The organism is Streptomyces subrutilus (assembly GCF_001746425.1).
GTDB lineage: Bacteria > Actinomycetota > Actinomycetes > Streptomycetales > Streptomycetaceae > Streptomyces > Streptomyces subrutilus_A.
The window spans coordinates 3500193-3523400 of record NZ_MEHK01000001.1 but is presented as its reverse complement, the minus strand read 5'-3'; the positions used below and the strand labels follow the sequence as shown (position 1 = coordinate 3523400).

General features: G+C 71.8%; 14 protein-coding genes, 1 tRNA gene and 2 pseudogenes. 6 read left to right on the top strand and 11 right to left on the bottom strand.

Annotated elements, in window-relative coordinates:
* Positions 1–3: 3 nt before the first annotated feature.
* From BGK67_RS16785 to BGK67_RS16760, 6 genes are all read left to right on the top strand, one after another.
* Positions 4–201, top strand: coding sequence for a hypothetical protein (locus BGK67_RS16785; protein ID WP_069920849.1), 198 nt, complete (start codon positions 4–6; stop codon positions 199–201).
* 279 nt (positions 202–480) lie between these two features.
* A complete protein-coding gene (gene topA / locus BGK67_RS16780) occupies positions 481–3294 on the top strand; it encodes a type I DNA topoisomerase (RefSeq protein WP_069920848.1) in 2814 nt (937 codons plus the stop codon).
* A 432-nt stretch (positions 3295–3726) separates the two neighbouring features.
* The gene (gene tmk, locus BGK67_RS16775) at positions 3727–6972 is read left to right on the top strand and encodes a dTMP kinase (protein WP_069920847.1); all 3246 of its coding nucleotides are present in this window, start codon (positions 3727–3729) and stop codon (positions 6970–6972) included.
* 77 nt (positions 6973–7049) lie between these two features.
* Positions 7050–8261: a DNA polymerase III subunit delta' gene (locus tag BGK67_RS16770; protein WP_069920846.1), complete on the top strand. Its 1212-nt coding sequence runs from the start codon at positions 7050–7052 to the stop codon at positions 8259–8261.
* A 182-nt stretch (positions 8262–8443) separates the two neighbouring features.
* Entirely contained in the window at positions 8444–9988 is a 1545-nt protein-coding gene (locus BGK67_RS16765) for an alpha/beta hydrolase (protein WP_069920845.1), read from the top strand.
* A 153-nt stretch (positions 9989–10141) separates the two neighbouring features.
* Positions 10142–10215: transfer RNA gene (locus BGK67_RS16760), tRNA-Thr, on the top strand.
* A 44-nt stretch (positions 10216–10259) separates the two neighbouring features.
* Here BGK67_RS16760 and BGK67_RS16755 read toward each other — a convergent pair.
* The 11 genes and pseudogenes from BGK67_RS16755 to eccCa form a co-directional block, all read right to left on the bottom strand.
* Complete coding sequence (locus tag BGK67_RS16755) at positions 10260–10505, bottom strand: hypothetical protein (RefSeq protein ID WP_069920844.1); 246 nt, start codon at positions 10503–10505, stop codon at positions 10260–10262.
* Between the two features lie 7 nt (positions 10506–10512).
* Complete coding sequence (locus tag BGK67_RS16750) at positions 10513–10977, bottom strand: hypothetical protein (protein ID WP_069920843.1); 465 nt, start codon at positions 10975–10977, stop codon at positions 10513–10515.
* A 730-nt stretch (positions 10978–11707) separates the two neighbouring features.
* Positions 11708–12571, bottom strand: coding sequence for an immunity 49 family protein (locus BGK67_RS16745; protein WP_069920842.1), 864 nt, complete (start codon positions 12569–12571; stop codon positions 11708–11710).
* A 188-nt stretch (positions 12572–12759) separates the two neighbouring features.
* On the bottom strand, positions 12760–13620 hold the full coding sequence (locus tag BGK67_RS16740) for an immunity 49 family protein (protein ID WP_244291239.1): 861 nt from the start codon (positions 13618–13620) through the stop codon (positions 12760–12762).
* A gap of 11 nt (positions 13621–13631) precedes the next feature.
* On the bottom strand, positions 13632–15956 hold the full coding sequence (locus tag BGK67_RS16735) for a hypothetical protein (RefSeq protein ID WP_244291238.1): 2325 nt from the start codon (positions 15954–15956) through the stop codon (positions 13632–13634).
* A complete protein-coding gene (locus BGK67_RS40050) occupies positions 15868–16446 on the bottom strand; it encodes a hypothetical protein (RefSeq protein WP_244291237.1) in 579 nt (192 codons plus the stop codon). Before BGK67_RS40050 ends, BGK67_RS16735 begins: the two co-directional genes overlap by 89 nt.
* Positions 16443–16890 (bottom strand): annotated as a pseudogene (locus BGK67_RS16730) (DUF6507 family protein). Before BGK67_RS16730 ends, BGK67_RS40050 begins: the two are co-directional and overlap by 4 nt.
* Before the next feature lie 50 nt (positions 16891–16940).
* Positions 16941–17250: pseudogene (locus tag BGK67_RS16725) on the bottom strand (pore-forming ESAT-6 family protein).
* Positions 17251–17307: 57 nt separating this feature from the next.
* Positions 17308–17640 (bottom strand): hypothetical protein, encoded by a 333-nt coding sequence (locus BGK67_RS16720; protein ID WP_030763942.1) that lies wholly within the window; start codon positions 17638–17640, stop codon positions 17308–17310.
* A gap of 118 nt (positions 17641–17758) precedes the next feature.
* Positions 17759–19177, bottom strand: coding sequence for a DUF6177 family protein (locus tag BGK67_RS16715; protein WP_069920841.1), 1419 nt, complete (start codon positions 19175–19177; stop codon positions 17759–17761).
* Positions 19178–19231: 54 nt separating this feature from the next.
* Positions 19232–23206: a type VII secretion protein EccCa gene (gene eccCa / locus BGK67_RS16710; RefSeq protein WP_069920840.1), complete on the bottom strand. Its 3975-nt coding sequence runs from the start codon at positions 23204–23206 to the stop codon at positions 19232–19234.
* Positions 23207–23208: the final 2 nt, after the last annotated feature.

Here is a 23208-nt window from a genome sequence, read left to right as displayed (position 1 = left end):
AGCATGGAAAGAGGTCCGGCGATCTTCGCGGGCGCCGTGTTCCTGCTGTTCGGAGCCGCTCTGCTGGCCTGGACGGGGGCGCGCGCCCTGCGCGGCGCGCCGGTGGCCGAAGGCGTGCGCCCCGTCGTGGCCGTCCCGCTGGCACTGCTCGCCGGGGGGGCGTCGCTCGCCCTCGGGGCGTGGTGTCTCGCGAGGCCCTGACGCGAGGGCCGCGGCCGGTCCGCTACGGCCGCGAAAGCCGAGGGGGAAGTCGGTGCCGGAGAGGGTCCGGGACGGGGTCCGCGGGCGGGGCCAGACGGCCCCCCGGACACTCGGCCCGGTGACCGGCGCGGCATCCGGGCGGCAGAACCGGCACTTGTCGGGTTACCGTTCGAGTGGCCGTTGCGGGCTTCTGCCGTTTGACACGGGGGCGGGTTGTACCGTCACACTCCGCAGCGTCGCCGTACAGCGACCGAGTGCCGACCGGAGAGAAGAGCCAAGTTGTCCCCGACTAGCGAGACCGCAAAGGGCGGCCGCCGACTCGTCATCGTCGAGTCCCCTGCCAAGGCGAAGACGATCAAGGGCTACCTCGGCCCGGGATACGTCGTCGAGGCGAGCGTCGGGCACATCCGCGACCTCCCGAACGGCGCGGCCGAGGTTCCCGACAAGTACACCGGCGAGGTCCGCCGTCTCGGCGTCGACGTCGAGCACGACTTCGCGCCGATCTACGTCGTCAACGCGGACAAGAAGGCCCAGGTCAGGAAGCTCAAGGAGCTGCTGGCCGAGTCCGACGAACTCTTCCTCGCCACCGATGAGGACCGCGAGGGCGAAGCCATCGCGTGGCACCTGCAGGAAGTCCTCAAGCCCAAGGTCCCCGTCCACCGGATGGTCTTCCACGAGATCACCAAGGACGCGATCCGCGACGCCGTCGCCAACCCGCGCGAGCTGAACCAGCGCATGGTCGACGCCCAGGAGACCCGCCGCATCCTCGATCGCCTCTACGGCTACGAGGTCTCGCCGGTCCTGTGGAAGAAGGTCATGCCGCGCCTGTCGGCCGGCCGCGTCCAGTCCGTGGCCACCCGCCTCGTCGTCGAGCGGGAGCGCGAGCGCATCGCCTTCCGCTCCGCCGAGTACTGGGACCTGACAGGGACCTTCGCCACCGGGCGCACCGGTGACGCCTCCGACCCCTCGACGCTGGTCGCCCGCCTGAACACGGTGGACGGCAAGCGCGTCGCCCAGGGCCGCGACTTCGGCTCGAACGGGCAGCTCAAGAGCGAGGTGCTGCACCTCGACGAGGCGAACGCCCGGGCCCTGGCCGCCGCGCTGGCGGACACCTCGTTCGCCGTCCGCTCGGTCGAGTCCAAGCCGTACCGGCGCTCCCCGTACGCCCCGTTCCGTACGACGACGCTCCAGCAGGAGGCCTCGCGCAAGCTGGGCTTCGGCGCGAAGGCGACCATGCAGGTGGCCCAGAAGCTGTACGAGAACGGCTTCATCACCTATATGCGTACCGACTCCACCACGCTGTCGGAGACCGCGGTGTCGGCGGCGCGGGCGCAGGTCACGCAGCTCTACGGGGCCGACTACCTGCCGGAGAAGCCGCGCGTCTACGCGGGCAAGGTCAAGAACGCCCAGGAGGCGCACGAGGCGATTCGTCCTTCGGGTGATCGTTTCCGCACTCCGGCCGAGACCGGCCTGACCGGCGACCAGTTCCGTCTCTACGAGCTGATCTGGAAGCGGACCGTCGCCTCCCAGATGAAGGACGCGGTCGGCAACAGCGTCACCGTGAAGATCGGCGGCCGGGCGGCCGACGGCCGGGACGCCGAGTTCACCGCCTCCGGCAAGACGATCACCTTCCACGGCTTCATGAAGGCCTACGTCGAGGGCGCCGACGACCCGAACGCCGAGCTCGACGACCGCGAGAAGCGCCTGCCGCAGGTCTCGGAGGGCGACGCGCTCGCCGCCGAGGAGATCACGGCGGACGGCCACTCGACCAAGCCGCCGGCCCGCTACACCGAGGCCTCGCTGGTCAAGGAGCTGGAAGAGCGCGAGATCGGCCGCCCGTCGACGTACGCGTCGATCATCGGCACGATCCTCGACCGCGGCTACGTCTTCAAGAAGGGCACGGCGCTCGTGCCGTCCTTCCTGTCGTTCGCCGTGGTGAACCTGCTGGAGACGCACTTCGGCCGGCTGGTCGACTACGACTTCACCGCGAAGATGGAGGACGACCTCGACCGCATCGCGCGGGGCGAGGCCAAGTCCGTGCCGTGGCTGAAGCGGTTCTACTTCGGCTCGGAGGACGCGACCGAGGTCGTGCCCGCCGAAGGAGACCACCTCGGCGGTCTGAAGGAGCTGGTCACGGACCTGGGCGCGATCGACGCCCGGGAGATCTCCTCCTTCCCGGTCGGCGAGGGCATCGTGCTGCGGGTCGGCCGTTACGGGCCGTACGTGGAGCGGGGCGAGAAGGACGCGGAGGGCCACCAGCGGGCCGACGTACCGGACGACATGGCTCCGGACGAGCTGACGGTCGAGTACGCGGAGGAGCTGTTCGCCAAGCCGAGCGGCGAGTTCGAGCTGGGCAAGGACCCGGTCAGCGGGAACGAGATCGTCGCCAAGGACGGCCGCTACGGGCCGTACGTGACGGAGATCCTGCCCGAGGGCACGCCGAAGACGGGCAAGAACGCGGTCAAGCCGCGCACGGCCTCGCTCTTCAAGTCGATGAGCCTGGACACGGTCACCCTCGACGACGCGCTCAAGCTGATGTCGCTGCCGCGGGTGGTCGGCGCGGACGCGGAGGGCGTGGAGATCACGGCCCAGAACGGCCGCTACGGGCCGTACCTGAAGAAGGGCACGGACTCGCGGTCGCTGGAGACCGAGGACCAGCTCTTCTCGATCACGCTGAACGAGGCGCTGGCCATCTACGCGCAGCCCAAGCAGCGGGGCCGGGCCGCGGCCAAGCCGCCGCTAAAGGAGCTGGGCACGGACCCGGTCAGCGAGAAGCCGGTGGTGGTCAAGGACGGCCGCTTCGGGCCGTACGTGACGGACGGCGAGACGAACGCGACGCTGCGGCGGGACGACGACGTCGAGACGATCACGCCGGAGCGGGGCTACGAGCTGCTCGCGGAGAAGCGGGCGAAGGGCCCGGCCAAAAAGACGGCGAAGAAGGCCCCGGCCAAGAAGGCTCCGGCCAAGAAGGCGACGGCGACGAAGACCGCTGCCGCGAAGAAGACGACGGCGGCCAAGAAGACGACCGCGAAGAAGACGGTGGCGAAGAAGACCACGGCCAAGAAGGCGGCCACGGCTCCTGCGGACGAGTAGTCGCCGCCGCCAGGGCCGACCGGCTGCCGGCCGGCAGGCAGAAAGGGCCCCGTGCGCTCCGCGCGCACGGGGCCCTTTGCCGTGCACGGCGTCCTGTGCCGGGCGCGGGTGCCTGCGCGGCCCCCGCCTCCAGCCTGGCCGGCGCCGGCGGCTGGGGCCCTGTGCCGGTGCACGGGGCCTTGTGCCGGGCGCGGGTGCCTGCGCGGGGCCGCTCCAGCCTGGCCGGCGCTGGAGGCGGGGGCCGGGGCGGTGCCCCGGGTGGCGTCGGAGCCCGGCGCCGGAAGCTGGTGCCCCTGCTGTGGGGGCCGGGGTCGCCGGAGCCGCTGCCCGGAGGGGGATCGGGGCACCGCCCCGGGGCGGTGGGGCCGGGGTCACAGTGGACCTTGTCCACAGGCCTCCGCAGCCGCCAAGCGCAGCGGATAGGCTGGGCGGATGACGCGAGCCGAGCAGCCAACGGTCGTGACCGCCCCCGCCAACCCCACCTACGACGAAGCCCTAGCCGCGGATTCCCGCGAGCGTGCGGTGCGCGCACTGCTGCGCACCCCCAGGCTGCGCCGGCTGTGGAGCGCCCAGCTGGTGAGCGGCATCGGAGATGCCCTCGCCCTGCTGGTGCTGGTGCTGCTGGCCCTTCAGGCGGCGGTCACCGAAGGAGCCTTCGGCGGCGGCTACCAGGGCGCGGCCCTCGCGGTGGCCGTCGTCTTCGGAGTCCGGATCCTCGCCACCCTGTTCTTCGGGGCGGTCCTGCTGGGACCGCTCTCCGGCCTGCTCGCCCCCGGCGGCAAGCTGGACCGCCGCTGGACGATGATCGGCGCCGACGGGGTCCGGCTCGGGCTCTTCGTCGTCGCCCCTCTGTGGCTCGACTGGATCCCGGTCTACGCGCTCACCGCACTGCTGGCCACCGTCTTCGTCGCCGGCGCAGCCGAGCGGCTGTGGACCCTGGCCAAGGAGAGCGCCGCCCCGGCGCTGCTGCCCGCGCCGCCGCCCGAGGGGGCGACCGTACGGCCGCTTCCGGACCACCTGGACGCGCTGCGCCGGCTGAGCCTGCGCACCGCCTTCGCGGCGCTCCCGGTCGCCGCGGCCGCGCTGCTCGCCGCCACCCTGGTCGGCAAGGCCCTCGGGGTAGGCGTGGACTGGTTCGCCGCGAACCAGGCCGCGCTCGGCTCGTACGTGGCCTCCGGCCTCTTCGCGGCCTCCGTCTCGCTGCTGCTGCCGCTGGTGCTGCCCGGGTCGAAGCCCCCGCGGCCGCGTTCGCCGCTGGAGGGCCTGCGCGCCCCCAAGGCGGGGGACCGGCCTGACAAGGGCCGTACCGGCAGCGTTCCGGTGCTGGTCCTGGCCTGCGCGGCCGTCGCCGGAGCGGTGTCCTGCGCCGTGGCCGTGGCCGTACTGCACGCCTTCGACCTCGGCGGCGGCCCCGCCGCCTTCGCGCTGTTCGTCCTCGCCCTGGTAGGCGGCACCGCCGCCGGCATCCGGGCCGCCCAGGCCGGCAAGGTGCTGCCCGGCCTGTCCCGGCGCCGCCTGCTGGCCCTGGCCATAGCGGTCGCCGGGCTCGCGCTGCTGCTGACCGGGCTGGTCCCGGACACCGCGACCGCCCTGTTCCTCTCGCTGCTCGCCGGCGCCGCCGCCGGTGTCGCCGCCAACACCGGGCACACGCTGCTGGACCAGGAGACCGAGGAGTTCCGCCGGGCCCGGGTCACCGAGCACCTGCACGCGGTCGTACGGGTGGCCGTGGCGCTCGGGGCCGTGGTGGCCCCGGTGCTCGCCGCCGTGATCGGGCCGCACCGGCTGGGCGGGGGCGAGATCGTCGTCGCGCACGGCGGAGCCGCCTTCACCCTGATGCTGGTCGGCGCCCTGCTGCTGCCGGTCGCCGCCGTGGTCCTGGCCAAGGCCGACGACCGAAGCGGCGTACCCCTGCGGCGCGACCTGCGCGAGGCACTGCGCGGCGGGGAGCCGGCACAGGCCCCTTCCGCCGCCGGGTTCTTCATCGCCCTGGAGGGCGGCGACGGAGCCGGCAAGTCCACCCAGGTGCAGGCGCTGGCCGACTGGATACGGGGCAAGGGCCACGAGGTCGTCGTGACCCGCGAACCGGGGGCCACCCCGGTCGGCAAGCGGCTCCGCTCGATCCTGCTCGACATCTCCTCGGCCGGGCTCTCGAACCGCGCCGAGGCACTGCTGTACGCCGCCGACCGCGCGGAGCACGTGGACACGGTGGTGCGCCCCGCCCTGGAGCGCGGCGCGGTGGTCATCTCGGACCGCTACATCGACTCCTCCGTGGCCTACCAGGGCGCGGGCCGCGACCTCTCCCCGACCGAGATCGCGCGGATCTCGCGCTGGGCCACCGACGGGCTCGTGCCGAACCTGACCGTGCTGCTCGACGTGTCGCCGGAGGCGGCGCGCGAGCGGTTCACGGAGGCGCCGGACCGGCTCGAGTCGGAGCCGGCGGAGTTCCACCAGCGGGTGCGGTCCGGGTTCCTGACCCTGGCCGCGTCCGATCCCGGGCGCTACCTGGTGGTCGACGCGGGCCAGGACCCCGACTCGGTGACCACCGTCGTGCGGCACCGGCTGGACCGGATGCTCCCGCTCTCCGAGGCGGAGGTGGCCGCCCAGGCGGAGGCCCGGCGGCTCGCCGAGGAGGAGGCCCGGCGCAAGGCGGAGGAAGAGGCCGCGCGCAGGGCGGAGGAAGCCCGGCTGAAGGCCGAGGAGGAGGCCCGCCTCGCCCGCGAGGCCGAGGCGGCCCGGATCAAGGCCGAGGCGGAGGCCGCGCGCAGGGCCGAGGAAGAGCGGATCCGCGCCGAGGAGGAGGCCCGGGCCCGGGCCGAGGCCGAGCGGATGCGCGCGGAGGCCGAGGAGAAGGCGCGGGCGGCCGAGGAAGAGCGGCTGCGCCGGCAGGCGGAGGAGGAGGCCCGGCTGCGGGCCGAGGCCGAGGAACGGCGGCTGGAGAAGCAGCGGCGGGCCGAGGAGGCCCTGCTGAAGGCCGAGGAGGCGCGCCGGCTCGCGGCCGCAGCGGCGGCCGAGGCGGCGGCCCAGGCGGCGGCTGCCGCGGCGGCTTCGGCGTCGGCTGCTTCGGGTCCGGCGGCTGGAACGGCGGCTCCTGGGGCACGGGAAACGGCTCGGGCGCACGAACAGGCACCTGCTCCGGCACCGGCCCCGACTCCGGCGCCGGCTTCGACTCCGGCGCCGGCTTCGGCTCCGGAGGCGGATGGTCCGCATCCGGACGATGCCGTGACGCTTGAGACCCCGGCGCTGCGTCGGGTCGTCCAGCCCGACGACATCACGCAGACCGTCCCCGTCCCGAAGGTCGACACGTCGAAGCCGCCGGTACGCCCGACGGACGAGACGGCCGTACTGCCCCCCGTGCGCGCGACGGACGAGACGGCCGTGCTGCCGCCCGTGCGCCCGCAGGCCTCGCGCCCCACGGCCCGGCGCACCGAGGAGAACCCGGCCGACCGGGTACCGCCGGGCATCTTCCGGGACTCCGAGCGCGACGGTGCCGCGGGCGAGGACCGCACGCGGGAGCTCCCGGTCCTCGGCGAGGACGGCCGCCCGCGCCGCCCGCGGCCGGACTGGGCCGAGGAGACCCCGCTGGACGACCTGCCGACACTGGCGGACGAACTGCTGGGCCGCCATCGGGCCGACGAGCACGGCGATGACGACGAGCGCGGCCCGCGCAGGCGGCGCTGACCTGGGCGGGACCGGATTGTCAGTGCCGCGCGCCACAATGGGTGCACACAGAGTGAAGTGAAAGGTGGTGGGGCGGGATGCCCGTATGGGACGACCTGGTGGGACAGGAGCGGGTCCAGAAGCAGCTGGCCGCCGCCGCGCGCGACGCCGACGCCCTGGTCACGGCCATCACGGACGGGACCGCGGTCCCCGGCGGCTCCAAGATGACCCACGCGTGGCTGTTCACCGGGCCGCCCGGCTCGGGGCGGTCCACCGCCGCCCGGGCCTTCGCGGCCGCCCTCCAGTGCACCAGCCCCGACCGCGCCCTCGGGGGTGAGCCGGGCTGCGGGTTCTGCGAAGGCTGCCACACCACCGTGATCGGCACGCACGCCGATGTGGAGATCGTCCGCACCGATCTGCTGTCGATCGGTGTGAAGGAGACCCGCGACCTGGTGCGCCGGGCCCAGCTCTCCCCGGCCGTGGGCCGCTGGCAGGTCATCGTGCTGGAGGACGCCGACCGGCTCACCGAGGGGGCGGGCAACGTACTCCTCAAGGCCGTGGAGGAGCCCGCCCCGAGGACGGTGTGGCTGCTCTGCGCTCCCTCGCTGGAAGACGTGCTGCCCACGATCCGCTCCCGCTGCCGCCACCTGACCCTGCGCACCCCGCCGGTCGACGCCGTGGCCGAGGTGCTGGTCCGGCGCGACGGCATCGAGCCCGCCGTGGCCGCGGCCGCCGCCCGTGCCACCCAGGGGCACATCGGGCGGGCGCGCCGGCTCGCGACCGACGAGGCCGCCCGCTCCCGCCGTGCCACGGTGCTGAAGGTCCCGCTCCGCATCGACGACGTGGGCGGCTGCCTCAAGGCCGCACAGGAGCTGGTGGACGCCGCCGCCGAGGATGCCAAGCAGGTCGCGGAAGAGGTCGACGTCAAGGAGACCGAGGAGCTGAGGGCCGCGCTCGGCGCCCAGGCGGGCGCCGGCAGCCGGATGCCCCGCGGCACGGCGGGTGTGATGAAGGAGCTGGAGGACCGGCAGAAGCGCCGCCGCACCCGGACCCAGCGCGACACCCTGGACCTGGCGCTGACCGACCTCACCGGCTTCTACCGGGACGTGCTGGCCCTCCAGCTCGGCTCGTCCGTGGCCATCGCCAACGAGGAGATACGCCCGGACCTCGACCGGATCGCCCGCGCCTCGGGGCCCGAGCGGACCCTGCGCCGGATCGAGGCGATCATCGCCTGCCGGGAGGCCCTGGACCGCAATGTGTCCCCCCTCCTCGCGGTCGAGGCGATGACGATGTCCCTGCGCGCGGGCTGACCGGCTCCGGCGTCCACACCGCGTTGACCGGCTCACCCGTACGGGCGGACCAGTCGCCGGGACCGGGACGGGCCCGGTCCCTTCCCGGTCCGTGCCCCGCCCGGCGGGGGCGGTGGACGGGGCGGGGCCGGCCGGCGCCGGGCCGCGGCCTGGGCCCGGCCGGCAGGACGTAGTCTCCGAGGATGGACACCAGTCGCCTGCTGCGTACCACCGGGACCGTGATGGCAGCCGCCGGGCTGCTGCTCGTCGGATGCACCTCCGGCGGGGCGGCAGGGCCCAAGGCCGCCGCGTCCTCCGCTCCGGCGTCGGTCGATCCGGCGGCGCTGCGCCCGTACTACGAGCAGAAGCTGAGCTGGCGCGACTGCGGTGTCCCGGGGTTCCAGTGCTCCACGATGAAGGCCCCGCTGGACTACGCGGAACCCGGCTCCGGCCAGGACGTCGAGATCGCGGTGGCCCGCCGCCCGGCGACCGGGCCCGGCAAGCGGCTCGGGTCGTTGGTGGTCAACCCGGGCGGCCCGGGCGGATCCGGTATCGGCTACCTGCAGGCGTACGCGGGGATCGGCTATCCCGCGCCCGTCCGCGCCCGGTACGACATGGTCTCCTTCGACCCGCGCGGGGTGGACCGCAGCAGCCCCGTCGAGTGCCTGACCGGCCCGGCGATGGACAAGTACACACAGGTGGACCAGACCCCGGACGACGCCGCAGAGCGGGCGCTGCTGGTGGCGGCCTTCAAGGAGTTCGCCGCCGGCTGCCAGGCGCGCTCGCAGCGGGTCCTGCCGCACGTCTCGACCGTCGAGGCGGCCCGCGACATGGACCTGCTGCGCGCGGTGCTCGGCGACGAGAAGCTCACGTACGTCGGCGCCTCGTACGGCACCTTCCTGGGGGCGACGTACGCGGACCTCTTCCCCGACCGGGTCGGGCGGCTGGTGCTGGACGGCGCGATGGACCCGTCCCGTCCGGCGGTCGACCTGAACCGGGACCAGACGGCGGGCTTCGAGACGGCCTTCACCGCCTTTACGAAGGACTGCGCCAAGCAGGAGGGCTGCCCGCTGGGCACGGGCGGTCCGGAGGCGGTGGCGGCGCGCCTGAAGGAGTTCTTCCGCAAGCTCGACGCCCAGCCCGTGCCCACGGGCGACGCGGCCCGGCCGCTGGGCGAGGCCCTCGCGACCACCGGGGTGATCGCGGCCCTGTACGACGAGAGCGCCTGGCCGCAGCTGCGCGAGGCGCTCACCGCGGCCATGGACGGCGACGGGGCGAGCCTGCTGAGCCTGGCCGACAGCTACTACGAGCGTTCGCCGGACGGCAAGTACGCCAACCTGATGTCCGCGAACGCCGCCGTCAACTGCCTGGACCAGCCCCCGGCCTTCACCGGTCCGGACGCGGTGCGATCCGCCCTGCCGTCCTTCGAGAAGGCCTCCCCGGTCTTCGGCACGGGCCTGGCCTGGGCCTCGCTGAACTGCACGTACTGGCCGGTGAAGGCCACGGGCACGGCGAAGCCACTGGCCGCGAAGGGAGCGGCGCCGATCCTGGTCGTCGGCACCACCCGCGACCCGGCGACCCCGTACAAGTGGGCCCAGGCCCTGGCGGACCAGCTCGACTCGGGCACCCTCCTGACGTACGACGGCGACGGGCACACGGCGTACGGGCGCGGCAGCGACTGCATCGACACCTCGATCAACCGCTACCTGCTGGAGGGCAAGGTCCCGCCGAAGGACAAGAAGTGCTGAGCCGCGTGCCGCTGAGCCGCGCCATTCACCCTCAAATGTGAGCTATGCCCCACCCCCCAGAACCTGGTTCAGGGCACCCGCCGAGACCCTGTAGACTTGGCGCCGCTGCTGATGAGAGCACCTCTTCGAGGGAATACTTGTCTGACCAGCGGTGCCGCCTTAGCTCAGTTGGCCAGAGCAACGCACTCGTAATGCGTAGGTCTCGGGTTCGAATCCCGAAGGCGGCTCTGTGAAACCCCCAGGACTCACTCGCCGTGACCTGGGGGTTTTGCTATTTCCGGGATTCCCGGCCGCGGAGTTCCCTCTTCGTGACGTGTGCCAGCCACATCCAGCGGACTAGGCCGCCGACGGCCACCGACACGATGATGGCCCCCCAGTCGATGACGTGGGGGAGGCCGGGGAAGAACGCGAAGAAGGCGAAGGACGCGGTGACCCCGGTAAGGAAGGCGGCGATGCCGTCACGGCGGCGCCTAGCTTCCCAGGCGGGGTCTGTGGGGGTGGGGGGCGGGGGGCTCATGTGCGGCTCACTTCGTGATGTGGTGGCACTGGCTGACCCGGCGCACGCCGTTGATGTTGAGGTGGGCGCATGCCTTGCCGTATCGGGGGAGCTTCTGGGGTGCGTTGTCGCGCATCGGGTTGATCTTGCACTCGGCGTGGGTCTTGCCGCGGGAGGTGCGGTAGGTCTTGTTGTCGGTGTCCGCGTAGGTGAAGTCGATGCGCCAGTTGCAGAAACCGGCGTTGCGGGCTCCGACGAAGCCGCAGTCGACGCCGGCGTTCTGGTAGGTGATGGTCTTGCCGTCGCCGCGGATGATGTGGGTGAACATGCAGCCCGTGGGGACCTTCATCGTGACGCCCCCGACTTGGTAGTCGAAGGTGGCGACGGGCGTCGAGCCGATGGCGCCTGCGTGCGCCTCGGCGGGGGGTAAGAGGGCCAGCGCGGCCATGGTGGCGAGGGTGGCAGTGATTCGCGTGGGGGGAAGTCGGTCCATCTGCGTTCCTTTCCGGCGGTGTGTCTGTGCAGATCGGAACTCCGGTTTCCGGCCCGGGGTTCTGCCCTGAAAGGCAGACCACCACGAAGAGTGATCAACGCACCGGCATGCTGACTGTCCGTAACCCGCGGCGGCAGGCGCCCGCCACGGCCACTGCGGGCGTGAGCGTCTCGGTTCTGCTGTCATGCGACGGCCTGATGCTTCTTCAGCGAAGCAGCCAAGCCAGGACCCACGACTCCCGGTCTGGAGGCAACGCCGCGGGGGTCCTGGAGGCAACGCCGCTTGGTCGCCGGCAGGGCGCCGAAGGCAATCGGCATCGGAGGCTTCGGTCCCTTTGACGGCCTCGCGCAGTCAGGACGACCGGCCGGCTCCGTGATTCCCACGGTGTTGTCTGCACGGAGGTCGTGGCATACGTGCGCTTGCGGTGTCAGGCGTCGAACTCGCCGCGCCAGGCGAAGTCCAGCAGGGCGTCCGGGAGATAACCGGACTCGACCTCGACCGGGTTCCAGGGCGAAGGGCGCCTTGTGGATCCTTTCGAGCGGCTGCGTCGTGTGCTCCGGCAGCGAGGGCTCCCGGCTCGGGAGGTCCTGCCGGGAGGGGGGGACGGGGAATGACTGTAGCCACTGGTGTTCTTTCCTGTTGCACTACTGACTTCTCCACGTCCCCGACGCGGACCCTGCGGCACCGTTCAAGGCCAAGCAATGCCCGCGCGTAGCGCGACAGGATGTGACTAGGTGGGGAACTCGCCGAGCCAGGCTCGGTTCAGGAGCTGGATCGGGAGGTATTCCGAAGCCACGTTGACGGGAAAGCCGCCGTCGTAGGCGAAGCACGCCATGGCCAGCGGGCCGACCGCCCACAGCCCGGAGACGTCGAAGTCGCGGTCCTCGTGGCTCCAGTACGCCTTGTGCAACTCAAGTGCTTCGACCAAAGCATCGTTGAAGCCGTCATGGTCGCGCTTGACGAATCGGTAGAAAAGGTTGATCGGTGGGTACGAGATCTGCTGCAACCAGTCCCGCGGGGCGATCCGCACCACATCAGGATGGGATTGCTGGAACGCTTGCTTCAGCTCCTCCACCATGTCTGCCTGCCGGTGTGTCCCATACGCCTGCAGCGCCGCGACCCAGTGATACAGATATCCGTCGTGCGCTGCCCCTGAGGCCCGCAGCGTCTCCAGCGGGACTTCACACAGTGCGGTCATTCGCTTGTGGTCGCGGCAGACGACCGCGAACCAGAAGGCATCCAACCAGTTGGGGCAATTGGCAATCTGCTTCGGTCCGATGGCAGGCAGTCGCCGGATTTCATGGTGGATACGGCATTCCACTGTTCCGTCGGCGGCGCCCGTAACCTGGAAAAGGGTCGAGCCGACCTGCATCGCGTTGACCACTGCTTCCCAAGTGTCAATGCCCGAAGCGTCTGGATCCACGGCGGACCGCGCGGCGACACTGAGGCGGACAGAGCTCCACAGGGCGTCGAGCATCCCGGGAAAGCTCTCCAGGGACGCGATCCCCTCGATCGCCGTGGTCGTCATCCGCGCCGCGTAGTCCTCGTCGTCAGGGCCGCCTGCGGCGCCATGCCGGCCAACAGCGGCGGTCACTCGATCTCCCTGATGTCGAGGAAAGTACTGCCGCCGCCTCGTCGACCGCGGCCTCCGGATCCATGGGTGGGATCCTTCCTCAGGACGGTCCGGGCATCGCCATGGGCCTCGTGGAACGGCTGGGGAGGGTCAGGCGCGCCCTACGTGGGTCGTGGCGCCGGGCGTGTGCCGCACGCGGGTTTGCGTGGTCAGGCGTCGAACTCGCCGCGCCAGGCGAAGTCGAGGAGGGCTTCAGGGAGGTAGTCGGTCTGCACCTCGACCGGGAGGCCGTTGGCCTTCGCCAGGGAGGCGATCGCCAGGGGGGCGAGGGCCACGACGCCCAGGATGTTGTGGGCGCGGTCCTCGTCGGCGGTCCAGTACTCCTTGTGCCAGCGGACGGCGTCGGCCAGGGCCTCGTTGAAGCCGGCGACGTCGCCCCGCAGGTAGCGGTAGAGCATCATGATCGGCGGGTAGCGGAGTTTGCTCATCTCCTCCGCGTCGACGACACGGGCCTGTTCGGGAGCGCTCAGGTCCACGGCGCGGATCAGGTGCGTGCGCAGGTCGTCCCGGTGGAGCCAGAAGCTCTGGAGGGTCTCCACCCAGGCGTAGGCGTACTCGTCCAGGGCTCCGCCGAAGTCGCGCAGCAGGGACACCGGGATCCGGGCCAGCATGTCGAGGCGGGCTTCCTCACGGCAGATGATCGCGAGGTAGAAGGCGTTGAGCCACGTGTTCGCGTTGAGGTAGGTCTGCGGGCCGGTGGTGGCGAGGTGGCGCTCCTCCTGGCGGATCTTGCAGGTGACCGTTTCCAGGTCGGGAGCGGTGGCGGCGAAGACGGCCGAGTGCACCTGCATGGTCAGCAGCCAGGACTCCCAGGTCTCCAGCATGACGGCACCGGGGTCCCCCACGGTGCGGACGAGGGCGACGTTCAGCGACCTCATGACTGCGCCCGACCTGGAGCTGTGCGAGGTCTCGATCTCCTCCAGCGAATAGGACAGCGACCCCTCCATGACGGGAACCACCCCCGCCATCTCGTCCTTCGGATAGTCCTGGCGCGGCACGATCACGGACACGGTCTCCTTTGTCAGATCTTGAAGAATTCGAGGACGGCCCCAGCGTACTTAGCGCCGCCGTCCTTGGCCTTCACCATGGCATACTCCAAGGTTTTGGCATCCAGAGCCTTCGTCAGTTCATCGGCAAGGTCCGAGTTCGTCCATACCTTGCCCTTGGCGTCGGTCACCTTCAGGTTCGGCCGGAGTTCCATCTCGGCGATGATGGTCCGCAGATACGGTTCGGTGCCCTGCTTCACCATGAAGCCCTCGGCCGGACCGACACCCTTGCGCCAGAGCAGACCGGAAGACGGCGCCTTCGCCTCGATGACCATCAGCTTGCCGTCCGGACGGCGGTACAGCTGGTCGAACATGTTGGCGCCGTTGGGTGTCTTCGGCAGCGGCTGCTCCACCGCTCCGGGGAACTTCTCCGGTACCACGTGCAGCCGCGCCGCGTCCTCACCCAGGCGTTCCGAGAACGAGGTGTTGTTGGAGGTGTTCTCGCCCCACCGCGGGGTCATGCGCGCGTCGAAACGCTCCTGCGCCCCCGCCAGATTCTCCAGCGTCTCGCCAGTGGGCGAGGTCTTGTGCGCGCGCTCGGCGTTGGCGAGTTCCACCGAGGCCTTGCGGTCCTTGGCGACTTCGTCGAGGTGGTCGATCGCGGGAAGGGTCTCGCTGCGGCCCAGGTCCGAGCGGCCGAACTTCGTCTCGGAACCGGCGGACGGAAGGCTGTTCTTGGAGATCCAGGACCCGTCGCTGTCCTTCGCCAGGATCGGCAGCTCGACGCCGTCGATCTTGGTGTGGATGCTGTGGCGGTGCCCGTCGGAGCGGTAGTACTGGTTGAACCAGCTCTTGTCGGCTTCGTTCGCCCGCTGCACGAACTCGTCCTGCTTCGCCTTGACCTGCTCGGGCGACAGCTGCTGCCCGGAGGCGGGCGGCGTCGGCTGGCCGTCGTGACCGCCCGCCGGGGCCGTTCCGTCGCCCGCCCGGGCCGCGTCGTCACCGACGCCCGGGATGTCGTCGAAGCCGCCGGGGCCGTGGCCGCCCAGCGGGGGGTGGGTGCCGCTCCCGCCCGGGCCGTCCGGGTGGGTGGCGCCGGTGCTCGGGGTGTCCGTGTGGGTGGCGGCCGTGGACGGGGTGTCCGGGCGGCTGGTCGGGGACGGGGAGTCGCCGCCGCGCGAGGGCTGGTTCAGGTCGTTGCGCGGCATGTTGTCCGGGGCGTGGCCGCCCGGGGTGTTGTCGAAGCCGCGCGGGCCGTGCGCGCCGTTGTCCAGGGCGTGGACCGGGTCGGAGATGTCCGAGCCGAGGTGGATGGCGTTGTCGCCGCCGCGGACGCCCGCGCCGACCAGTTCGCGCTCCGGGACCCTGACCGTGGCCGGGGAGTCCACCTTCGGGGCCTCGGTCCGCGGTACGTTCGCGCCCGTCTCCGGCGAGGGCTCCTGCTTGGCGGCCTGTCCGCTCTGCTCGAGGGAGCCGTCGGCCCTGTAGATGTTGCCCTCGATGTCCATGAACCGCGCCGCGCCGTTCCCCGGCAGCTTCACCGTGCCCGGCGGGAGCGGGGTCGTGCCCTCGGGGAGCTTGACCGTGCCGTCCGGGAGCTTGGCCGCGCCCTCGGGGACCGGGGTGCCGGCCGGGACGTCGATCGTGCCGTTCGGCCGCACGACCGCGCCCTCGGGCAGGGCGAGCGCGCCGTCCACGTCGATGGTCGGGACCTCGACCTTGCCCATGCCCTTGAGACCGGCCATCACATCGCCGATCTTGGAGAGGCTCGCGCCGGCGCCCTTGAACATGTACGTCATCGGGTCGATGGCCCGGCCGGCCTTGCCCGCGAACGACAGGGTCTTGGCGACCGCGCCCGCCTTGCCCGCGCCCGATACCGCGCCGCCCGCGCCACCGGTGAACACCGTGGTCAGGACGTTGAAGGTGACCGCGCCCGCGGCGCGGGACGGGTTGGAGCCCCACTGGTCCCAGGCGAGCAGGGCCTTGCCGGTCTCCTTCATCGCGGTGCGCGAGTCGCGGAGCCAGGAGGGCAGCTTGTCATCGGGTGCGGCGAGGAAGAGGGGACCGACGCCGGGGATCGACATGATGGCCAGGCCGGTGCCCAGCTTGGCCAGACCCGTCCAGGACTGCTTGAACACATCCCAGCCCTGAAGGCCGACCAGGCCGCCCAGGCCCTTGAGTGTGCCCCACACGCCGTCGACGACGATGCCCTTGCCGAACTCCCAGGCGTGCTCCCACACCTGCCAGGCGGGGATGGACTCCTCGACGGCGTCACCCCAGGGCAGGGACTTGGACTGCTTCATCGCCTCGGCGTCGTAGCCGTACATGTCCTTGCCGTTGGAGCCGTCGTTGACCTTCAACGGCTTGCCGCCGACCAGGGCGACGATCTCCGTGGGCCGCTCGCTCCAGTTCCTGGAACTCGGCCCACACCTCCGCGATCTTGTTGCGGCGCTCGAGGTTCTCGTCGATCAGATCGCCGTCCTCACGCCACTTGTCGTCCTTGTCGGTCTTCTCGCGGAACGACGCCGCTTCCGCCTTCAGCGATTCGAGCTTCTTGATGACCGGTGCGGCGTCGCGGGAGTACGTGCCCAGCGCGCCGGCGATCGTGCACATGTCGGAGCTGAGCTTCAACCCCAGGTCGGAGACCGGCTTCGTCGTCGCGAACAGCTGGTCGGCCTCGGGAGCCTTGTAGAAGGCCTGGACCCCGCCGAAGCTGGTGTGGACGTCCGAGGTCTTCGTCGCGACCGCCGCACCCCCCGACGAGATCAGCTTCACCTTCGCGTCCAGCGTCGCCAGATCCCCGGTGAACACCGGCACCTCAGCCGGATCGACCGGCGCGTCCCCACTCACTTCTTGCCCCCCGGCTTCTCACGCAGCACCTCGAGATTGACCGACCTGGCCGCGTCCTGAGCCGCCTTCGCCTGATCGAGATCGCCTTCCAGATACTCGTTCGTCGCCTTCACCGCACCGAGGATGCACGCCTCGATCCGCTCCGCCATCGACTTGAACTCCGGCTTGCGCGCCGTCAGATACTCACCCAACGCCGCCGCCACAGGACCCATCGCCTTCTGCGGCGCCAGATAGGGCACGCCGGGGGACGCGGCCGCACCGGGCGCCAAGGGGCCCTGCGAGTCATCCCGACGCCGAACCGGGCACGGCCGTCCCCGCGGCCTGCGCCGCCTCCGACATGGCCGTGAGCAGCGCGTTCAACGCCTTCTCCAACTCACCCGCATTCGTGCCGACCGTCTTCAACTGGCCCTGCACACCCTGCGGCTTGATGTCCCACGACGTCATCAACCAACCCCCGTACTACCCCGACCAACTCTCCCGCCGCACCCAACCGCTCAGCCGATGTTGTCGACCGCGGCCTTCGCCCGCTGCAACGTCTGCTGCGCCGTCGCGTCGTTCTTCTCCAGCGTCGTGTTCAACAGCTGAATGATGTTCTTGACCTCCTGCGAGGCGTTCTTCCACCGCAGCTCCTTGGCGTGGTAGTCATCCGCCACACCATCGCCGCGAAGTCCGTCATCGCCGCCGCGACCTGCGCCTCACGCGCCGCGATCACCTGCTCCAACTGGCCGATCACGCCTTGATACCGCCCTGCACCTCCGTCGAGGCACCCAAGTCGTACGCACGACGATCCGGCCCACCAGCCACCACAACCACACTCCCCGTGAAAAAGACCCATCAGAAGAACAAGGACCAGCGGCAGGCCTAGCGGCCCCGGAAACGCGCCGCGTCGAAGTTCGCCGAACCCTGCGTCTGCCGCGCGTTCTCACCCTGCTCCTGGTCACCCGACCCGAACGCCTGCTCCATCCCCGACTGACCACCCAAGATCGCCGCCAGCGAAGCGTTCAGCTCCTTCGCGATCCCGTCCGCACGCAACTTGAACGAGTCGAACGCGACCTTGCCCTGCCCCTGGAACTTGCCCTCCAACGGCTGCGCCGCGGCCACCAGCTGCTTGATCAGCGAACCCAGGTCCGTATTCGAGTTACGCGACCCCGACATCAGATTCGTCAGAACCTGCGTCCCCATGTCGAACTTCATCCCACACCCCCGTACATCCGAACGACCACAAGTATGTCCAGTTCTATCAACCTACATCGCTGCTGCAACCGGCAACGAGCGGCTTTGTGACGCACCCATGACAAATCATCACAGGCCTTCACGAGCCCTTCAGATGGCCCATCAGCCGCTCGAAGACGGCCCACCCCGACAGGTCCGACGGATCCCCCGGCAGCGGGTAGTAGTAGGCGGGGCGGGCCTTCGGGCCCAGCCGCACCGGCTGCTCCGCCAGCGGGGTGCGCCGGGCGCGGTCGTCCGGCATGGCGCGGACCTCCTCCGAACCCAGGACGAAGGCGAGCGGCACGCCCGGGCCCTCGAAGCGCGGCGGGACCAGCAGATCGCGGCGGGCTTTGCGCAGTTGTACGAGCATCGACTGGAGGCGGTGGCGGGTGACGAGGGCCTCCGCGGTGCGGGGCAGGGCGTCGAGCGGCGGTTCCTCGCCGGCGCCGTAGCCGAGCGCCAGCGTGACGGTCTCCTCGACGCCCGCCTTCGTACGGCTGATCCGGACCGTGGCGAGGCCCGGGCGCTCGGGGCTGCCCACCACCACGAACCACGTCGGCTCGGGGGCGCGGGCGAAGGCCACGTCGGTCAGCCGGCCGGGCGACCAGGGCAGGTTGGCCGGTTCGGCCGTGCCCCACCCCGCCGGGGGCTCGCCGGTCAGCTCGCGCCACACCGTCTCCAGGGCGCCGCCGAGGACCAGCCGGTCGTCCGCGGGGTGGATGGTGCGGAAGGTGATGGCCAGCTGCCGCTCGGCCGTCTCCGCGACCTCCTTGTACGAGGCGGCGACCGGCGTCCGCGGGTCCTCCTCGGTGGCGTCCTCGGCCACCACGGTGGCGAACATGCCCTCCTGCCAGCGCAGCACCGCGCCCGAGAGCCCGTCGTAGTAGCCCTCCCGCTCGTCCTGCACGACCCACCGCGAGGGCCATTCCGGCATGTTGGCCAGCACCGCCGGGGACAGCAGGGTCCCGGGCGGGGTGACGACCTGCAGCCCCCGCTCGGCCGCCGCGGAGGCCCGGAAGGCGTCGGAGAGCCAGGCCGTCATCGCGACGACCGGGCGGTCCATGATGACCACGGCGACGTTGGGGGTCAGCACGTCGACGGCGGGCTGCGCCGCGGCGGGCGTGGGCGCGACGCTGACCCCGTCGCTGCGCACCACGCCCAGCGAGCGCGCCGCCTCCGGCGGCCAGGCGGTCCCCCCGGCCAGGTCGGCGAGGCGCGCCGCGAAGGTCCCGGCGAGGCGCTCGGCGTCGGGGACGCCGGTGGTGGCGCGGGCCTCCGTCCACCAGAACGGAACGCGCGGCGGGGTGGCCCCGAGCAGCCGCTCGGCCTCCCCCTCGACCTGGACCAGCAGCGGCGCCTCGACCGAGACCAGCGGCCGCCCCTGCTCGTCGCAGAGCTGTACGACCGCCCCCTCGCCCGCCGTGTTCACCAGCTTGTCCGGGCCCCCGGAGAGGAGGCCGGCGAGCACCGCCCACGGGTCGGGCATCTTCGGGGTGAGGGCTATGACGTCCTTGGTCATGGGGGCGTACGGTCCTTCGCAGTCCGGTTTCAGGGAGGGGCAGGGGCGGGGGCGTTACTCGGGCGTGTACACGGTCTGGATCAGGCGGTTGGACTGGCCCCTGCGGATGAGCACACCGCGGCCGGCGGGGTGCTGGGCGGCGTACACCCCCGGGAACAGCTGGCCCTCGCCCCGGTCGCCGGCCATGACGACCGCCGAGGCCCCCGATTCGCGCAGGCCCTGCACCAGCGGCTCGTACATGCCGCGCGAGGCGCCCGCGACGCGGCGCGTCAGCACGAAGTGCAGGCCGATGTCCGCCGCCGAGGGGATGTACGGAACGAACGGGGCGAGCGGCGACTGCCCGGCGGTGGTGAGCACGTCGTAGTCGTCGACGAGGACCACGATCCGCGGGCCGCCGCCCCAGCTGCCGGGCTCCAGGTCCTCCAGCGGGGCGCTGTCGTCGGGCAGCCGCCGTTCCAGCTCGGTGGCGATGCCCGCGGCCAGCCCGGCGCACATCTTGGAGTTGTAGGCGTAGCCGCCGTTGAACTCCTCGGGGACCACACCGCGCAGGCTGCGCCGCGGGTCCATGACGGCGAAGACCAGCTCGTCCTCGCCGTAGCGCTCGACGAGGCCGCCGGCGATCGTCTTCAGCAGGTTCGTCTTGCCGCATTCGCTGTCGCCCATGACCAGCAGGTGCTGGTCGTGCTGGAACAGGTCCAGCAGCACGGGCGCCAGCGCGCTCTGGTCGAGGCCGATCGGGACCCGCTTGGGCTCGGAGACCGGGCCCGGCAGCAGGTGCGGCTCCAGCAGGTGCGGCAGCACCCGTACCGGCTGGGCGGCCTCGCCGCTCCAGGTCGCCCGGATCGTGCGGGCCGTGCGCTCCAGCACCGCGCCCAGCTCGGTGGTCTCGCGCAGGCCGTCCGTGCGGGGCAGCGCCACCTGCGCGAAGAGCTTGCCGTCGGTCAGCACCCGGCCGGGCTCGTCGGGCGAGAGGGTCTCCGCGAGCTTGCGCTCGATGCTGGACTCGCTGGGGTCGTTGAGGCGCAGCTCCACCCGGGTGCCGAAGTTCGACTGGGTGGCGATGCGGACGTCGTTCCAGCGGAGCATGCCCGCCACGACGTGGATGCCGTAGCCGCCGCCGCGCTTGAGGATGTCGACGACGGCGTCGTCGAGCTCCTCGAAGTCGTCGCGCAGCGCGCCGAAGCCGTCGATGACCAGGACGATCTCGGCGGAGGCCAGCTGGGGCAGCCGGCCGGCCGCGTGCAGGGTGCGCAGCTGCTCGACGGAGTCGATGTTGTGCTCGCGGAACACGTCCTCGCGCAGCGCGAGCATCGTGCGCACCTCTTCGACGGTGCGGGCGGCCCGCTCGCGGTCGGCGCGCCCGGCGATCCCGCCGACGTGCGGCAGGCCCGCCAGGGCCTGGAGGCCGCCGCCGACCAGGTCGAGGCCGTAGACGCCGACCTCCTGCGGGGTGTGGGTCAGCGCGAGCGAGAGGACCAGGGTGCGCAGCAGGGTGGTCTTGCCGGACTGCGGGCCGCCGATGACGGCGGCGTGGCCGCCCGCCACCGTGAGGTCGAGGTACCACTCGCCCTGCCACTGCTTCGTCGGGTCGTCGAGCAGGCCGAGCGGGACGGCGAGGGGCCCGCGCCGCTTGGCGAGCTGCATGCCGCGCGGGCCCACGTCGAGGGGGCCGGCGACGGTGTCCAGGGAGATCGCGTCGGGCAGCGGGGGCAGCCAGATGCGGCGCACCGGGCCGGCGGCGTTGCGCAGCTGCTCGACGATGACGCCCATCTCGGTCGGCCCGGTCTCGCGGCGCCGTGCGGAGGGCTCCTGGGCGCCGGTGCTCTCCGGCTTGGACAGGGTGTTGAAGGCCTCGTACTCCAGGGCGAGGGGGCCGGTGTCCTCGTCTTCGGTGCGCTGTACGGGGCCCCGGTAGGCGCCGGAGACGTAGCTCGCCTTGAACCGCTCGTAGTGGCTGGTGTCGACCTTGAGGTAGCCGAAGCCGGGCAGCGGCGGCAGGTGGAAGGCGTCCGTGGTGTCCAGGACGGTACGGGACTCGTCGGCGGAGAAGGTGCGCAGGCCCAGGCGGTAGGAGAGGTAGGTGTCCAGGCCCTTGAGCTTGCCGCCCTCGATGCGCTGGCTGGACAGCAGCAGGTGCACGCCGATGGAGCGGCCGATGCGGCCGATGGACAGGAACAGGTCGATGAAGTCCGGCTTGGCGGTGAGGAGTTCGCCGAACTCGTCGATGACGACGAACAGGTGCGGCAGCGGGTCCAGGTCGGGCCGGCGTTCGGCGCGCAGCGCGGCGTAGTCGCCGATGTCGGCGACGTTCCCGGCGTCCTTGAGGACCTGCTGGCGGCGCTTGACCTCGCCGGCGAGGGAGGCGTGGACGCGCTCGACGAGCCCGGCCTGGTTCTCCAGGTTGGTGATGACGCCGGCGACGTGCGGCAGGTCCGCGAACGGCGCGAAGGTGGCGCCGCCCTTGTAGTCGACGAGGACCAGGGCGAGGTCCTCCGGCGGGTGGGTGGCGACCAGGGCGAGGACGAGGGTGCGCAGCAGCTCGGACTTTCCGGAACCGGTGGCGCCGACGCACAGGCCGTGCGGGCCCATGCCGAGCTCGGAGGATTCCTTCAGGTCCAGCAGCACGGGCTCGCGGGCGTCGCTGATGCCGATGGGCACGCGCAGGAAGGCGCGTTCGCCGCGGGGGGCCCACAGGCTCGGCAGGTCGAGGCGGGCCACGTCGTCGATGCCGAGCAGGTCGGCGAAGTCGACCGGTCCGGACAGCGGGGCGTCGATGAGGGACTCGGCGGACAGGCGCAGCGGGGCGAGCATCCGGGCCAGGCCCTCGGCGAAGGGGATGGAGACCTCGTCCACGGTGCCGTGGGCGCTGATGGGCTCGTCCTGGCGGAGGTCCTCGATGAGCACCTGGTCGCCGTCGACGGTGATCCGTACGCCGACGTGCCCGGGCTCCTGGATCCGCTGTTCGAGCAGGTGGAGGACGGTGACGCCCATCTCGCGCAGGCCCACCGCGTCGTCGGGACGGGGCAGCTCGACGGCGTCCTCACCGTGTCCGTCGGTCACGACGAGCAGCCGGGAGGTCAGGGTCAGGGCGTCCTTGCCGGACAGCCCGCGGCGCACCTCGGCGGCGTAGGAGGCTCGGCGGCGCAGTTCCGGGCCGACCTGCCGGGCGAGCTGGGCCGGGGAGGGGGCGATGCGGCGGGCGGCGACGGGGCCGTCGAGCTGCTCGGTGTCCAGGAGGTGGGGCATCCACTTGGCCCACTCCCAGTCGTCCCGCCGGTCGCCGGGCACGGCGAGCGCGATCGCCACGTCGTCGGGTGCGTGCAGGGCCGCGGCCTGGACCAGCAGGGCGCGCGCCACGCGCAGGCAGTCCTCGCGGGGGCCGATGACGCTGATGTTGCCGACGCGGTCGAGCGGGACGGTGAGCGGGAGTTCGGTGCCGTTGCGGAAGCGGGCGGTCAACGCCGAGGCCTCGTTGAGCATGAACTGGTCGGGCGGGGTGAGGACGGTCGATCCCTGCTGGCCGATCTGCAGGTCGCGTACGGGCATCTCGCCGGTGCCGACGCGCACGCGCAGGAAGTCGCCGTCGACGCGGCGGCGCTCCCACAGCCGGGCCGGGTCGCGGACGATGTCGTACAGGGCGTGCGGCGGCGGGTTGAGGACGTCCGCGTGCTCGCCGCGTTCGCGTTCCTCGCCGGCGAGTTCCTCGCGCAGGTCCTCCAGGTAGGCCAGGTACGCCTCGCGCTGGGTGCGGCGGGTGCGCTGGGCCTTGCCGCGCTGCGAGAAGACGAGCGCGAGGGAGCCGACGATGGTGACGACGAGGATCAGCGCGCCGAGCGCGGCGAACTGGCTGTTGCGCACGACCGTCATCATCACGACGGACGACATGACCCCGGCCACGGGCAGCAGCGACATCGCGATGTTGCCCGCCTTCCCCTCGGGGAGGTTGGGCGGGGCCTCGATGGTGCGTGCGGCGGGGGCGGCCGGGGGCCGGATGGTCCGCGCCGGGCGGTGGATCAGTCGGGTACTCATCG

Coding starts and splice junctions, on each gene's coding strand:
- BGK67_RS16785 (WP_069920849.1), top strand. CDS start 4: ATGGAAAGAGGTCCGGCGATCTTCGCGGGCGCCGTGTTCCTGCTGTTC.
- tmk (WP_069920847.1), top strand. CDS start 3,727: ATGACGCGAGCCGAGCAGCCAACGGTCGTGACCGCCCCCGCCAACCCC.
- BGK67_RS16770 (WP_069920846.1), top strand. CDS start 7,050: ATGCCCGTATGGGACGACCTGGTGGGACAGGAGCGGGTCCAGAAGCAG.
- BGK67_RS16765 (WP_069920845.1), top strand. CDS start 8,444: ATGGACACCAGTCGCCTGCTGCGTACCACCGGGACCGTGATGGCAGCC.
- BGK67_RS16755 (WP_069920844.1), bottom strand. CDS start 10,505: ATGAGCCCCCCGCCCCCCACCCCCACAGACCCCGCCTGGGAAGCTAGG.
- BGK67_RS16750 (WP_069920843.1), bottom strand. CDS start 10,977: ATGGACCGACTTCCCCCCACGCGAATCACTGCCACCCTCGCCACCATG.
- BGK67_RS16720 (WP_030763942.1), bottom strand. CDS start 17,640: ATGAAGTTCGACATGGGGACGCAGGTTCTGACGAATCTGATGTCGGGG.
- BGK67_RS16715 (WP_069920841.1), bottom strand. CDS start 19,177: ATGACCAAGGACGTCATAGCCCTCACCCCGAAGATGCCCGACCCGTGG.
- eccCa (WP_069920840.1), bottom strand. CDS start 23,206: ATGAGTACCCGACTGATCCACCGCCCGGCGCGGACCATCCGGCCCCCG.